Raw genomic sequence first — 13,420 nt, 5'->3', positions numbered from 1 at the left:
ATGCGCGGCGGGGATGATCGGACGGGTTCGCTGTTTTCGTATGTGGATCTTGAGGGGCGGGTTCCGGTTCGGCATCCGCTTCGGGCGATGCGCGATCTGGTGAACACCTCGCTTGCTGCGTTGGATGGATCGTTTGCGGGGCTCTATGCCAAGACCGGTCGACCGTCGATTGCGCCGGAACGGATGCTGCGGGCGGTGCTGCTGCAGATGCTGTATTCGATCCGCTCCGAGCGTCAATTGATGGAGCGGCTGGAATTCGATCTGCTGTTCCGCTGGTTCGTCGGGCTTGGCATCGACGATGCGGTCTGGGATGCCTCGTCATTTTCGAAGAACCGGGATCGGCTGTTGACGACGGAGGTCGCCCAGAGCTTCCTGTCGGCGCTGCTTTTGCAGCCTGCGGTCAAGGCGCTTTTAAGTGCCGAGCATTTTTCGGTCGACGGCACGATGCTGAAGGCGTTTGCCTCGATCAAGAGCTTCCGGTCCAAGGACGGCTCGGACGAGCCGCCAACGGACGGACGCAACGGCGAGCGTGATTTCCGCAAGGAGAAGCGCTCGAACGAGACGCACGCCTCGACCACCGACCCGGATGCCCGGCTTTACCGCAAGAGCAAGGGCCAGGAGAGCCGGCTGGCCTATCTGGGACATGCGCTGATGGAGAACCGCAATGGGCTTGTGGTCGACGGTGCGGTGACGCATGCGACCGGCACGGGCGAGCGGGAGGCGGCCAGTATGTTGAGCGAGGGGCTTGGCGAAGGGGCGACGCTTGGCGCCGACAAGGCCTACGACGTGGAAGCCTTCATCGAAGAGTTGAAGGCGCGCAAGATCGAGCCGCATGTAGCGATCAACGGGACGGTGAGCAAGACGGGCAAGGTGCGCAAGACGGCGGTGCCGCCAGACGTCGCACAAAGCACCGGCTATGCGATGAGCCTGCGTTGCCGCAAGCGGATCGAGGAAGTCTTCGGCTGGGTCAAGACGACCGGCGGTCTCTCACAGCTCAAGGTGCGCGGACTGGATAAGGTCGAGGCGGTCTTCACTTTCGCCCTTGTCGCCTACAACATCATTCGTCTTCCGAAATTGATTGGGTCGACGGGCAAAGTGTGTCTTGAGGGAGCCACAAGCCCACAATGACCAGGAAATTCCCTGCCATCAGCGCAAATCCGCCGGCAATCCGGCTAAAAATTAAACCAACAGCAATGCGACGCGGTAGCGCAAAGCGATTTTCAGCAGCCTGCTAAAGACGATTGTGGTCAAGGGAAAGCGCAGGCAGTCCACATACCACCCTTTGCCTCTTGTCCGATCACTTTTGTTCAAGACGCCTACCAGCTTCCGCGCTAATCTTAGCGGATGCACAACGTATCCCAGAAAGAGGCCGCGGAGGCCATGCCGCTTGCCAATGTGGAATCGGCCCGCTTCTGGCGGGATACCCGTTTCCGCGGCATGGAGTGCCTGAGCGCCACCTTTCTCACGCATGAGTATGCGCCGCATGCGCACGATACCTTCAGCATCGGCGCGATCGAAAGTGGCACTCAGATTGCCACCCTCAGCGGCAGGCGGGAGGAAACCGGGCCGGGCGATCTTTATCTGATCGATCCCGGTGTCATCCATGACGGCGCCCCGGGCGGTGAAGGCTACCGTTACCGTATGGTCTATCCCGACATGAAGCTGTTCGTCGATATTCTGGAGGATGTCACTGGCAAGGCCTTCCACGCGACGCCGTCCTTCGCCGGCGCGCTTCCACGCGATCCTGAGCTCGCCAATGCCTTTCATGCCGCCCATCGCACGCTCGAAAGGGGCGCGGGGGCGCTGGAGGCCGATGAAGGCATGTTCTCGGTGCTGGCAGCGATCTTTGCGCGTCACGGCAGCACGATTGTCGTGCCTGTCGATACGCAGGAGCGAAGCGCCGTCGCCCGCGCCCGCGAATACCTGGTCGAGAATTTCGAAAGCGATGTCGGCCTTGAGGAGCTGGCGGGCGTGGCGGGATTGAGCCGCGCTCATCTCATCCGCGCCTTCCGCAAGGAATATCATATCACGCCGCACGCATTTCTGACGGATCGGCGCGTGCAGGTGGCCCGCCGGCTGCTGCGGCAGGGGCACATGCCGGCCGATATCGCGCTTGAATGCGGTTTTGCCGATCAGGCGCATTTCACCCGGCATTTCAAGGCGCGCACGGGGGTAACCCCCGGCCAATTCCGCCTGGGCTGATCACTTTCGTTCAATACAGCCATGGTGGGCTGGGCTAACCCTCCGCGATCTTGATCAGGAGATTGCCATGTTGCAGCACAGCCGGCCATCCAGCGAATTTCTCGCCGGAATGCGTGCCATTTTTCCGCTTGTTATCGCCGTCTTGCCGATCGGTCTCGTCTTCGGCGCGGTCGCCGCCACCAAGGGCCTTTCGCCGCTGGAAACGACACTGATGAGCGCGCTTGTTTTCGCAGGCGGTTCGCAATTCGTGGCGATGGACATCTGGACGCATCCGGCAAGCTGGGTCAGCGTCGGCTTCGCCGCCCTGCTCGTCAATATCCGCCATGTGCTGATGAGCGCGTCGATCGGCACGAAGATGCAGTGCTTCACCGGTGTCAAACGTTATATCGCCATGCTCTTCCTCGCCGACGAGCTCTGGGCCATGGCGGAATTCCGGGCCGGCAGCACGAAGCTGACACCCGCCTGGTATGCCGGAATCGTCATGCCCTTTTACCTCACCTGGGTCGGCTCTTCGCTGACAGGCGCACTGCTCGGCGCCTTTCTCGGCAATCCTGCCGTCATCGGCCTCGACTTCGCCTTTCCGGCCGTTTTCGTCGTGCTCGTCATGGGCTTCTGGAAGGGGCCTGAAACCGGCGCAGTCCTTGCTGCAAGCGGTGCCGCTTCCGTTGCTGTCCACCATTTCGTCCCGAGCGTCTGGTATATCGCCGCTGGTGCGCTGGCCGGTCTGGCAATGGCCCTCTGGCAGGGCAGGGCGCGGGAGCAGGCGGCATGACGCTCGACCTCAACACCTTTATCGCCATCCTCACGATGGCTGCCGCAACCGTCTTCACCCGCGTCAGCGGCCTCATCCTGATCCGGCATGTCGAGACCGACGAGCGCCGGACAACGGCGATCGAGGCCATTCCGCCGGCCGTGCTGATGGCCGTCATCGCCCCGACCGCCTTTGCGACCGGCTGGGCGGAGACGCTGGCCTGCGCGGCAACGGCAATCGCCGCACGCCGCCTGCCGATGCTTGCGACCGTCGTGGTCGGCGTCGCGACGGTTGCATTATTGCGGGCCGCAGGGCTCTGAAGAAAATCGACGCGGGAAACCGCGTCAATGTTCCTCGTATTGTATGAAGGAAGGATCTGCGAGATCGGCGAAGCGCGTGAATTCCGCCTGGAACGCGAGCTTCACCGTGCCCGTCGGTCCGTGACGCTGCTTGGCGATGATGACGTCGGCCGTGCCCTTCACCTTGTCGAACAGCGCTTCCCATTCCGGGTATTTGGGATCATGAGGATCGCGCGGCTCCTGGTTCTTGACGTAATATTCCTCGCGGAACACGAAGAGCACGACGTCGGCGTCCTGCTCGATCGAGCCGGATTCACGAAGATCGGAGAGCTGCGGGCGCTTGTCGTCGCGGCTTTCGACCTGACGCGACAGCTGCGACAGCGCGATGATCGGAACGTTGAGCTCCTTGCCGAGCGCCTTGAGGCCGGTGGTGATCTGGGTGATTTCCTGGACGCGGTTGTCGCTTGACTTGCCGGAGCCGGTCATCAGCTGCACGTAGTCGACCACGAGCACGTCGAGGCCGCGCTGGCGCTTGAGGCGGCGCGCCCGCGCTGAAAGCTGGGCGATGGAGATGCCGCCGGTCTGGTCGATATAGAGCGGCACCTTCTGCATCATCATCGAGCAGGCGACGAGCTTTTCGAAATCGGCATCGTTGATGTCGCCGCGACGGATCTTCGAGGAGGAGACTTCCGTCTGCTCGGAGATGATACGGGTGGCGAGCTGTTCGGACGACATTTCGAGCGAGTAGAAGCCGACGACGCCGCCGTTCTTGGCTTTCATGCTGCCGTCCGGCTGCACCTCGCCCTCATAGGCGGCAGCGATGTTATAGGCAATGTTGGTCGCAAGCGAAGTCTTGCCCATGCCGGGGCGTCCGGCGAGGATGATCAAGTCCGAACGCTGCAGGCCGCCCATCTTGGCATCGAGCGAATGGATGCCGGTGGAAATTCCGGAAAGGCCGCCGTCGCGTTCCTTGGCGACGGCCGCCATGTCGATCGCCAGCGCCACGGCGTCGTTGAAGGACTGGAAGCCGCCGTCGTAGCGGCCATTTTCGGCGAGCTCGAACAGCCGGCGCTCGGTATCCTCGATCTGCGACTGCGGCGGCATGTCGAGCGGCGCGTCATAGGCGATGTTGACGACGTCTTCGCCGATGGTGATCAGCGCCCGCCGCAGCGCGAGGTCGTAGATCGCCCGGCCGTAATCCTCGGCGTTGATAACGGTGACTGCATTACTGACAAGGCTCGCCAGATATTGCGAAACCGTCATGTCGCCGACTTTCTCGTCGGCCTTCAGGAAGGTCTTGATCGTTACCGGATTGGCGATCTTGCCCATGCGGATGATGTCGCCGGCGACCTCGAAGATCTTCCGGTGCAGCGGTTCGTAGAGGTGGATCGGCTTCAGAAAATCCGACACCCGGTAATAGGCGTCGTTGTTCATCAGGATGGCGCCGAGAAGCGCCTGCTCGGCTTCGATATTGTTGGGTGCTTCGCGGTAATGCTGCTCCGACGGAGCAACGGCTGCAATCTTTCGAGCGGCGTCGTTCATCATCATCCGTTCTGTCTTTTTCCAACTCCGGATTTGCAATTCCGGATGGAGAAAATCAAGGGGCTGCGACAGGAGCGGGGCTCGTCTCACTTAAATCCTGAACGCTGTGCCCATTGTTCGACTTCTCCACAGTCCCGGGCGACACAATTCAGAAATACTGGCAGTGTCACCCGCAGGACACGGTACGGAGCCGACTCAGCTCATCCGTTCCGGAGAAGGATATGTTAGCCCGATGGCATCGGGCACGCAGCAAAAACATCCGGGTATCCCCCGCTAAAAAGGCGACCGACGGCTGCGCGAACCCGGAACGCACGGAAAAGAAAAAGCCCGGCGCGGTGGCCGGGCTCTCCCTCTCGCGGACTGTCCGTCGAGAATTATGCTTCGTCTTCGTCGAGGCCGTCGGCTTCCGGATCGAAGAAATCTTCCGGACGCAGTGCGTCTTCGTCAACACCGTAGATCGCGTCGACCGAGGTGAGTTCTTCGCCCTTGGCCTGACGCTCTGCCTCTTCGGCAGAACGGGCAACGTTCAGCTCGATGTTGATTTCGACTTCGGCATGCAGCTGCAGCTCGACCTTGTGCAGGCCGATCGCCTTGATCGGCGTGTTGAGGTGAACCTGGTTGCGGCCGATGTTGAAGCCTTCCGCGGCGAGAACTTCGATAACGTCGCGGGCAGCGACCGAGCCGTAAAGCTGGCCGGTTTCGCCGGCGGAGCGTACGACGATGAAGGACTTGCCGTCGAGAACGTCGGCGACCTTCTGGGCTTCCGACTTGCGCTCGAGGTTACGGGCTTCGAGCGTCGCGCGCTCGGATTCGAAGCGAGCCTTGTTGGCGGCATTGGCGCGCAGCGCCTTGCCGAGCGGCAGCAGGTAGTTGCGGGCAAAGCCGTCGCGAACCTTTACGGTTTCGCCCATCTGGCCGAGCTTGGAGATGCGTTCGAGAAGGATGACTTCCATTTTCTTGTTCCTTTCTTGTGTCTCAGATTTTCGTGTCGGATTGTTTGGAGGTATCGGCATCTTTCGCCGGGGTGAGCGCGATCGCCTTGCGCGTATCGCTGAGACCCAGGACGAGGATGAGGAGAGCTGGCAGCAGCATGAGCATCGAAGCCAGGTAGCAGAGGATGAGGGCCGGTATGCGCCAGTCCTTTCCACGTGTGCGGAAATGCAGCGAGGCGAAGCCGGAGAGCATGAAACCGGCGCCGAAGGTGCCGATCACGGTCGCGCCGACGAGCGCTGGAACGCCGCCGAAGAAGCAGGCAGCAAGCCCGGCCAGAAAGATGAAGATCGAATTGCGGTTCATGCGCAGCGACGAAGGAATATCCTCGCGCGGCCGAAGGCCCCGGCCGGATGCGGCGACGATGCGCACGGCGAAATAATAGGCGGCAAACAGCATGCTGACCCACATGCCGCCCTGCACGGCCGGCAGCATCAGCAGGATAAGCGATTTGGTCTGCGCGGTTGCCGCCGGATCGGGCATGAATTCCGGCTGCTGCTGTTTGACCGAGGTGATCAGCAGATCGACGATCGGGTCGGTGATATCAGGCCCATAGCCGATCATCACGCCGATGACGATGACGGCAAGCGTCACCAGTCCGCACAGATGCAGCAGGATATCGGAGAGCGGATACCAGGCAAGCAGATGGTCGGGGCCGCCGAGTTCGGAGGCGGGACGCGCGAGATTGGCGAGATGGCTCAGCCAGCCGGCCGGCAGCAGCGTCACCAGCGTCATGATGAGCGCGAAAGACGGGGAGATGAGGACCGCACCAAGCGCCGCTCCCATGACGACGGCCGAAATCGCGGCGGCATTGCCCCAGCCAAGCCCGACGATCAGGATCGGCAGCGCCGAGGCCGTGTAGAGCAGCGCGCTGAAAAACGACGGCTGCATGCTCGCGCCCAACACCAGCAGGGCGGCGGTCAATCCGGCGAGTGCGCCGATCAGCAGCGTTTTAAGATCCGGTCGTTTCAAGGTCGCTGTCCTGCTTCATCAAGCAGTTAGAGGCTGTTGCTGAATCGAATTCAGAAACGTCTCAACATGGGTTTTAAGAATTCCGATCCGCGCCCATCGCGAAAGGGAGAAGGGAAGGCACGAATGCCTTCCCTTAAATGTCATCACATCGGCCGATCAGGCGACGACGTAAGGCAGCAGGCCGAGGAAACGCGCGCGCTTGATCGCCTGGGCGAGTTCGCGCTGCTTCTTCTGGGAAACGGCCGTGATGCGGGACGGAACGATCTTGCCGCGCTCGGAAATGTAGCGCTGCAGCAGACGTACGTCCTTGTAGTCGATCCGCGGTGCGTTTGCGCCGGAGAACGGGCAGGTCTTGCGGCGGCGATGGAACGGACGACGGACCGGTGCGGAGGAAGCTTCAGACATTCTTATATCTCCTTATGCACGGTCTTCGCGGGGAGCGCGGTCCGGACGCGGGCCACGCTGGAAATCGCCGTCGCGGCGCGGCGGACGGTCGCCGAATTCGCGACGCGGGCCACGATCGCCACCTTCGCGCGGGCCGCGATCGTCGCGGTCGCGCTTCTGCAGCATGGCAGACGGGCCTTCTTCGTGCTTTTCGACGGCGATGGTCATGTAGCGAAGAACGTCTTCGCTGATGCGCATCTGACGTTCCATTTCCTGGATCGCTGCTGCCGGTGCATCGATGTCCATCAGGGCGTAGTGTGCCTTGCGGTTCTTCTTGATGCGATAGGTGAGGGACTTGAGGCCCCAGTTTTCGATGCGCCCGACCTTGCCGCCGTTAGCTTCGATCACACCCTTGTACTGTTCTACGAGGGCATCGACCTGCTGAGCGGAAATATCCTGCCGGGCAAGGAATACATGTTCATAAAGAGCCATGACAGCTTTGCCTTTCTTGCGTTTGGTTCAACCCGATATTCGGCGGCTAAGCCTCAACGACTGCTCCTGATTGGGCGGGCCCAGGCAAGAAAAGCGTTTCCGAGACGGTCGAGAGCGGAGACACGGGAGGCTGGAACGCTTCCGTTCCGAACGATTTCCAAGCGGAAACCGGCCCTCCGTTCAGCCACCAGCCAGAAGACCGGGTTAACGAACAGCGCGGCTTATACGGATTTTTGCGCGAAACGCAAGGGACAGTCAGCATTGTTCTCGCGGCGAGTTCAACAAAGGTAGTCCTGCTTTGCGTAAACCGTCGACGAAATGGTCGTAGTGGTTGGTGGCGACATAGGGTGTCAGAAACTTCCAGTAGTGTTCGAGGTCCGTCGGTGCGTGTGCTAGAATTTCCGGTATTAGCCGCCGCGCTTCGTCGTGGCGATCGAGCTGTCCTAGACTCGCGAGGAGCACGAGTCGGTTGAAATAAGCACGGCGGAGCGACAGTCCGCGTTCGGAATAGTGAGTAGCCTCCTCGTAGTTGCTGAGATGGTAATGGGACAACGCTAGTCGGTCGAAAAAGAGATAGGTAAAGGGGTCATGCGGACTAAGCCGCAGGGCCATGTGCAGCGGGTCGCAGGCTTCGGCGAAATGGCCGGCGAAAATGCGAGCCCATCCGAGCGCCATGTGCGCGAGTGCAAAATTGGGGTTGAGATCGATCGCCTGCTGGGACGCCTCGACCGCGGCTGGAGCGTTATGAGCCGCAAAATGGCCGAGGCACATAACATAATGAGAGTAGGGATCGCGCGGGTCGAGCGCGACAGCACGTTCTGCCTCGAGGCGAAGTTCAGTACTGTCCCTGTCGACGTCGTCGCTGAAGCCGCGGAGACAGCGGGCGTAGAGCGAGCGGGCCAACATCATGTGGGCGCGCGCAAAGCTGGGATCGAGTTCGATGGCTCGCCGATGCCAGATGATGGCCTCGCTGAAATGCTCGGCCGTATCCTGTGCGTTATGCAGCCAGGTGCCGCGCATGTGGCTCTCGTAGGCATCGAGGTTGTCCGTGGTTCGCAGCAACGCACGGCGGCTTTCGCCGATAAGGATTTCAGGCTCGATGGCACCGACGACGTTTTGGGTAAGTTCGTCCTGAATGGCGAAGATATCGGCGATTTCACGGTCGTAGCGTTGTGCCCAGAGGTGCACGCCGCTTTCCGCCTCGATCAGCTGGCCTGTGACGCGAATACGCATCCCGACCCTGCGCACGCTGCCTTCTACGATATAGCGCACGCCGAGATCGCGCCCGATTTGCTTCACATCAACCGCGCGTCCCTTAAACACAAAGGACGAGTTCTGAGCGATGACGAAAAACCAGCGATAAAGCGAGAGCGCCGTGATGATGTCTTCGGTCAAGCCATCGGCGAAGAACTCCTGCTCCGGGTCATCGGACATGTTGACGAAGGGTAATACGGCGATCGAGGGTTTGTCAGGCAGTCTGAGTGGTCCGCCGAGCACCCCCGCTTCAACAGGGTCCTCGCGGCTCCAGTCAACCCGATGCACGGGCACCGGGCGGGGAATGTTTTTCAGTGTGCGATCGCCCATCGACACGAGCGGAAAGTCCAGCTTGCCCTCGATCTGCTCCCGCAAAGCACCGGAAACACAGATACCTGAAGGCAGCGCCACTTCTTGAAGGCGGGCGGCGACGTTCACGCCGTCGCCAAGCAAGTTATCTCCGGAGACGACGACATCGCCGAGGTTGAGCCCAAGGCGGAACTCCATGCGTCGATCCACAGGCAGGTCCGCATTTCGGCGATGGAGGGCGCGCTGGATCGCGACGGCTGCACGGACGCCTTGCACTGCGCTGTGGAATTCGGCGACCATGCTATCTCCGGCGCTGCCGAAAATCCGCCCGCCATGCTCGCGCACCAGATCACCGATGGTGGCGCCATAGACACTGAGTGTCGCAAGGGCGTCTTCCTCGTTGGCTGCAACAAGGCGACTGTAACCGGCAACGTCGCCGGCAAGTATCACTGCGAGCTTTCGTTCCACGGGGTGAGCGCTCCTGCGGCGCTGCCGGCACTATATAAATCTAGCTGAAATGCCGAGAACGGAGAAGCGAAATCGCCTCCGGAGCTTGACCTCGTCGTTGCAGTGCGTGGTGCGAGGGCCAGGCGATGTACGCTCCGCCGGGAGCGGATCCGACCACGAATGGCCGCATCGATTGTGGGATGTCCGTTTGCCTCACATCGGCATCGGGTACTGGCGGTGAACCTTTTCGATTTCAGCCAAAACCTCGATCGACAGCTTGAGATTGACGGAACACAGGTCAGTATCGAGCTGCTCCATCGACGTCGCGCCGATGATGACCGACGTCATGAAGGGCCTTGATCGGCAGAAGGCAAGCGCCATGGCTGTCGGATTGAGGCCGTACCGGGCTGCGAGCGCCACATAGGCCTTGGTCGCCGGCTCCTGCAGCGGCTGCAACCGGCCGCCGATATCGGGGTTGATCGACGCGCGCGAACCCTTCGGTCTCAGACCATCGACATATTTGCCGGTCAGGATACCGCCGGCGAGCGGCGAATAGGCAAGCAGCCCGACATCCTCGTGATGCGAGAGTTCGGCGAGATCGAGGTCGAAATGGCGGTAGAGCAGATTGTACTCGTTCTGTACGCTGGCGACGCGCGGTAGACCCTTCTGTTCTGAGAGCGTCAGATATTTCTGGATGCCCCAGGTGGTTTCGTTCGAAAGGCCGATCGCGCGAATCTTGCCTTCCTTCACCAGCGCGCCCAGTGTTTCCAGGATCTCGACCATATTGGCGACAGCCTTGTCTCGATCTTGGGTGAAGGGATTGTAGCTCCAGTTCTGACGGAAGTGGAAATGGCCGCGGTTCGGCCAGTGGATCTGGTAGAGGTCGACGTAATCCGTCCTCAGCCGTTTCAGGCTGGCCTCGAGCGCCTGGCGGATGTTCTTTGCATCCGCGCCTTCGCCGCCGCGCAGATAATCGCGGCCGCGGCCGGCGACCTTGGTCGCAAGCACGATATTTCGACGCTTGCCCGATTTGCTGAACCAGCTGCCGATATAGTCTTCGGTCCAGCCCTGTGTTTCGGGCGAAACCGGTGTGGTTGGGTAGAGTTCGGCGGTATCGAAGAAATTCACGCCCTTCTCGACGGCGTAGTCCATCTGCGCATGAGCGTCGGCTTCGCTGTTCTGCGAGCCCCAGGTCATGGTGCCGAGGCAGATTTCTGAGACGGAAATGTCGGTTCGGCCTAGGGAATTGTACTTCATGGAAAAACCTTGGGAGAGAGAGGGAAGCCTTGGAAGGGTCTGGGCAAATCTAGGCCGGATTTGACGGAGCGCAAGAGCAAAATCCGGGCTTTTGCGCGGGCGCGAAAGGCTTTGCGGAGAATGGCGCGCCACTTGACTCTGCCGGAAAGAATGTCAATTGGAGGCAAAACAGCCTTGAGGGGCACAGTCAGGGACATGAACATGACCATCGCTTTCACTTTTCCCGGCCAGGGCAGCCAGGCCGTCGGCATGGGCAAGGATCTCGCCGAGAATTTCGCCGAAGCCCGCGCCGTTTTCGAAGAGGTTGACGAGGCACTTGGTGAAAAGCTTTCCGATGTCATGTTCAACGGGCCTGAGGACACGTTGACCTTGACGGCGAACGCCCAGCCGGCGCTGATGGCGGTATCGATCGCCGTCGTCCGTGTTCTGCAGGCCAGGGGGCTGGATCTGAAGTCCAATGTTGCCTACGTCGCCGGCCACTCGCTCGGCGAATATTCGGCACTCTGCGCCGCCGGCACTTTTTCGCTCGCCGATACGGCGCGGCTGCTGCGTATTCGCGGCAATGCCATGCAGGCGGCCGTCCCCGTCGGCGTCGGCGCCATGGCCGCGATCATCGGCCTCGAACATGCCGATGTCGTTGCCGCCTGCGAGGAGGCGGCCGCCATCGGCGCCTGCCAGATCGCCAACGACAATGGCGGCGGCCAGATCGTCATCTCGGGCGAGAAGGCAGCTGTCGAAAAGGCCGCCGGGCTTGCGACCGACAAGGGCGCCAAGCGCGCCATCCTGCTGCCGGTCTCCGCTCCCTTCCATTCCAAGCTGATGGCGCCTGCGGCCGAGGCCATGCGCGCGGCGCTGGTAACGGTCGCCAAGTCCGATCCGGTCGTGCCGCTGATCGCCAATGTCCGCGCCGCGCCGGTGACCGGCGCCGACGAGATCGCCAGCCTCCTGGTCGAGCAGGTGACCGGCCAGGTCCGCTGGCGCGAGACGGTGGAATGGTTCGCCGCAAACGGCGTCACGACGCTTTACGAGCTCGGTTCCGGCAAAGTGCTGACCGGCCTTGCCCGCCGCATCGACAAGACAATCAACGGCGTCTCGGTCAATGGTCCCTCGGATATCGACACGACCGTCGCCGCCCTCATGGCCTGATTGATATCTCCAGATATAAGGAACCTTTCCATGTTCGATCTTTCCGGCCGCAAGGCTCTCGTCACCGGCGCATCGGGCGGTATCGGCGAGGAAATCGCTCGCCTTCTTCATAAGCAGGGCGCCATCGTCGGTCTGCACGGCACCCGTGTCGAGAAGCTGGAAGCGCTGGCGGCCGAGCTCGGCGAGCGCGTGAAGATCTTCCCGGCCAACTTGTCGGACCGTGACGAGGTGAAGGCGCTCGGCCAGAAGGCCGAGGCCGAGCTCGAAGGTGTCGATATCCTCGTCAACAATGCCGGCATCACGAAGGACGGCCTGTTCGTGCGCATGAGCGACGAGGACTGGGATGCGGTTATCGAGATTAATCTGACGGCGACATTCCGCCTGACGCGCGAGTTGACGCATCCGATGATGCGCCGCCGCTATGGCCGTATCATCAACATCACCTCCGTCGTCGGCGTCACCGGCAATCCGGGCCAGGCCAATTACTGCGCCTCCAAGGCTGGCATGATCGGTTTCACCAAGTCCTTGGCGCAGGAAATTGCCACCCGTAACGTGACGGTCAACTGCGTCGCGCCCGGCTTCATCGAAAGCGCCATGACCGGCAAGCTGAACGACAAGCAGAAGGAAGCGATTATGGGGGCGATCCCGATGAAGCGCATGGGCACCGGCGGCGAGGTCGCTTCGGCTGTTGCCTACCTTGCATCCTCCGAAGCCGCCTACATGACAGGCCAGACGCTGCACGTAAACGGCGGCATGGCGATGATCTGAAACGACAAACTGTTGGCACGGGGATATTTCCCGCAATAGCATGTTGAGCAATCACGAAGCGTTGATTTTCTGGCTTTGCGGCAGGCTTAAACCATGTTAAGCGGGCCAATGACTGTGAACAGTCGTCCCGAGAAAGCAGACGGACCGGCGGGCTTTTCGCAAGCCTGGGACATCTCTGAAGCCGGGTGAACGAGTTTGCCGAGGATGTCTGAAAACATCGCAGGCTGAAACAAGGTAGGGATGCCGCAACGGCATTCCGATCAGGACATAAGGTCGAGGAAACCGACATGAGCGATATCGCAGAACGCGTAAAGAAAATTGTTATTGATCATCTTGGCGTTGATGCCGACAAGGTCGTCGAGAGCGCCAGCTTTATCGACGATCTGGGCGCTGACTCGCTCGACACGGTCGAACTTGTCATGGCATTCGAAGAAGAATTCGGCGTCGAAATTCCTGACGACGCTGCCGACTCGATCCTGACGGTCGGTGATGCAGTGAAGTTTATTGAGAAGGCCCAGGCCTGATCCTATATATTTGAGAAAGGGCGGGCCTGGAGTCCGCCCTTTTCTTTTCGGCATATTTCTCCATAGAACATAAGAGACGGGGG

At 60.9% G+C, this 13,420-nt stretch carries 14 protein-coding genes; 7 read left to right on the top strand and 7 right to left on the bottom strand.

Annotated elements, in window-relative coordinates; all coding sequences use genetic code 11:
* The 4 genes from J7U39_RS12315 to J7U39_RS12300 all read left to right on the top strand — a co-directional run bounded on the left by J7U39_RS12315 (position 1) and on the right by J7U39_RS12300 (position 3,273).
* On the top strand, positions 1–1,128 hold the full coding sequence (locus J7U39_RS12315; RefSeq protein ID WP_210628445.1) for an IS5 family transposase: 1,128 nt from the start codon (positions 1–3) through the stop codon (positions 1,126–1,128).
* A 252-nt stretch (positions 1,129–1,380) separates the two neighbouring features.
* Positions 1,381–2,202 carry an AraC family transcriptional regulator gene (locus tag J7U39_RS12310; protein WP_210628444.1) on the top strand — a complete coding sequence of 274 codons (822 nt, stop codon included), beginning with the start codon at positions 1,381–1,383 and terminating at the stop codon, positions 2,200–2,202.
* A 67-nt stretch (positions 2,203–2,269) separates the two neighbouring features.
* On the top strand, positions 2,270–2,974 hold the full coding sequence (locus J7U39_RS12305; protein ID WP_210628443.1) for an AzlC family ABC transporter permease: 705 nt from the start codon (positions 2,270–2,272) through the stop codon (positions 2,972–2,974).
* Positions 2,971–3,273: an AzlD domain-containing protein gene (locus J7U39_RS12300; RefSeq protein WP_210628442.1), complete on the top strand. Its 303-nt coding sequence runs from the start codon at positions 2,971–2,973 to the stop codon at positions 3,271–3,273. The genes J7U39_RS12305 and J7U39_RS12300 overlap by 4 nt, the downstream gene beginning before the upstream one ends.
* 24 nt (positions 3,274–3,297) lie before the next feature.
* On the opposite strand, the gene J7U39_RS12295 is transcribed toward J7U39_RS12300, so the two are convergent.
* From J7U39_RS12295 to J7U39_RS12265, 7 genes are all read right to left on the bottom strand, one after another.
* Positions 3,298–4,794 (bottom strand): replicative DNA helicase, encoded by a 1,497-nt coding sequence (locus tag J7U39_RS12295; protein WP_011424771.1) that lies wholly within the window; start codon positions 4,792–4,794, stop codon positions 3,298–3,300.
* Positions 4,795–5,168: 374 nt separating this feature from the next.
* Positions 5,169–5,747 carry a 50S ribosomal protein L9 gene (gene rplI, locus J7U39_RS12290; RefSeq protein ID WP_210628441.1) on the bottom strand — a complete coding sequence of 193 codons (579 nt, stop codon included), beginning with the start codon at positions 5,745–5,747 and terminating at the stop codon, positions 5,169–5,171.
* 22 nt (positions 5,748–5,769) lie between these two features.
* A complete protein-coding gene (locus J7U39_RS12285; protein ID WP_210628440.1) occupies positions 5,770–6,756 on the bottom strand; it encodes a DUF2232 domain-containing protein in 987 nt (328 codons plus the stop codon).
* 156 nt (positions 6,757–6,912) lie between these two features.
* Complete coding sequence (gene rpsR, locus J7U39_RS12280; RefSeq protein WP_004680498.1) at positions 6,913–7,161, bottom strand: 30S ribosomal protein S18; 249 nt, start codon at positions 7,159–7,161, stop codon at positions 6,913–6,915.
* A gap of 12 nt (positions 7,162–7,173) precedes the next feature.
* On the bottom strand, positions 7,174–7,632 hold the full coding sequence (gene rpsF / locus J7U39_RS12275; protein WP_004680499.1) for a 30S ribosomal protein S6: 459 nt from the start codon (positions 7,630–7,632) through the stop codon (positions 7,174–7,176).
* A gap of 255 nt (positions 7,633–7,887) precedes the next feature.
* On the bottom strand, positions 7,888–9,663 hold the full coding sequence (locus J7U39_RS12270) for an adenylate/guanylate cyclase domain-containing protein (RefSeq protein ID WP_210628439.1): 1,776 nt from the start codon (positions 9,661–9,663) through the stop codon (positions 7,888–7,890).
* A 192-nt stretch (positions 9,664–9,855) separates the two neighbouring features.
* Entirely contained in the window at positions 9,856–10,899 is a 1,044-nt protein-coding gene (locus J7U39_RS12265) for an aldo/keto reductase (protein ID WP_210628438.1), read from the bottom strand.
* A gap of 201 nt (positions 10,900–11,100) precedes the next feature.
* Here J7U39_RS12265 and fabD point away from each other — a divergent pair, with 201 nt between their 5' ends.
* From fabD to J7U39_RS12250, 3 genes are all read left to right on the top strand, one after another.
* Entirely contained in the window at positions 11,101–12,045 is a 945-nt protein-coding gene (fabD, locus tag J7U39_RS12260) for an ACP S-malonyltransferase (RefSeq protein WP_210628437.1), read from the top strand.
* A gap of 30 nt (positions 12,046–12,075) precedes the next feature.
* A complete protein-coding gene (fabG, locus tag J7U39_RS12255; protein WP_210628436.1) occupies positions 12,076–12,813 on the top strand; it encodes a 3-oxoacyl-[acyl-carrier-protein] reductase in 738 nt (245 codons plus the stop codon).
* A 287-nt stretch (positions 12,814–13,100) separates the two neighbouring features.
* Positions 13,101–13,337 carry an acyl carrier protein gene (locus tag J7U39_RS12250; protein ID WP_003547058.1) on the top strand — a complete coding sequence of 79 codons (237 nt, stop codon included), beginning with the start codon at positions 13,101–13,103 and terminating at the stop codon, positions 13,335–13,337.
* Positions 13,338–13,420 lie beyond the last annotated feature (83 nt).

This window comes from Rhizobium sp. NLR16a, from assembly GCF_017948245.1.
Lineage (GTDB): Bacteria > Pseudomonadota > Alphaproteobacteria > Rhizobiales > Rhizobiaceae > Rhizobium.
Note: the sequence above shows the minus strand (reverse complement) of the source record. Positions and strands in the feature narration are given on the sequence as shown.

Bases quoted from the DNA above. Each gene is read 5' to 3' on its own strand.
- rpsF (WP_004680499.1), bottom strand. From the start codon at position 7,632: ATGGCTCTTTATGAACATGTATTCCTTGCCCGGCAGGATATTTCCGCT.
- J7U39_RS12250 (WP_003547058.1), top strand. From the start codon at position 13,101: ATGAGCGATATCGCAGAACGCGTAAAGAAAATTGTTATTGATCATCTT.
- J7U39_RS12305 (WP_210628443.1), top strand. From the start codon at position 2,270: ATGTTGCAGCACAGCCGGCCATCCAGCGAATTTCTCGCCGGAATGCGT.
- J7U39_RS12265 (WP_210628438.1), bottom strand. From the start codon at position 10,899: ATGAAGTACAATTCCCTAGGCCGAACCGACATTTCCGTCTCAGAAATC.
- fabG (WP_210628436.1), top strand. From the start codon at position 12,076: ATGTTCGATCTTTCCGGCCGCAAGGCTCTCGTCACCGGCGCATCGGGC.
- rplI (WP_210628441.1), bottom strand. From the start codon at position 5,747: ATGGAAGTCATCCTTCTCGAACGCATCTCCAAGCTCGGCCAGATGGGC.
- J7U39_RS12315 (WP_210628445.1), top strand. From the start codon at position 1: ATGCGCGGCGGGGATGATCGGACGGGTTCGCTGTTTTCGTATGTGGAT.
- rpsR (WP_004680498.1), bottom strand. From the start codon at position 7,161: ATGTCTGAAGCTTCCTCCGCACCGGTCCGTCGTCCGTTCCATCGCCGC.
- fabD (WP_210628437.1), top strand. From the start codon at position 11,101: ATGACCATCGCTTTCACTTTTCCCGGCCAGGGCAGCCAGGCCGTCGGC.
- J7U39_RS12310 (WP_210628444.1), top strand. From the start codon at position 1,381: ATGCCGCTTGCCAATGTGGAATCGGCCCGCTTCTGGCGGGATACCCGT.
- J7U39_RS12300 (WP_210628442.1), top strand. From the start codon at position 2,971: ATGACGCTCGACCTCAACACCTTTATCGCCATCCTCACGATGGCTGCC.
- J7U39_RS12295 (WP_011424771.1), bottom strand. From the start codon at position 4,794: ATGAACGACGCCGCTCGAAAGATTGCAGCCGTTGCTCCGTCGGAGCAG.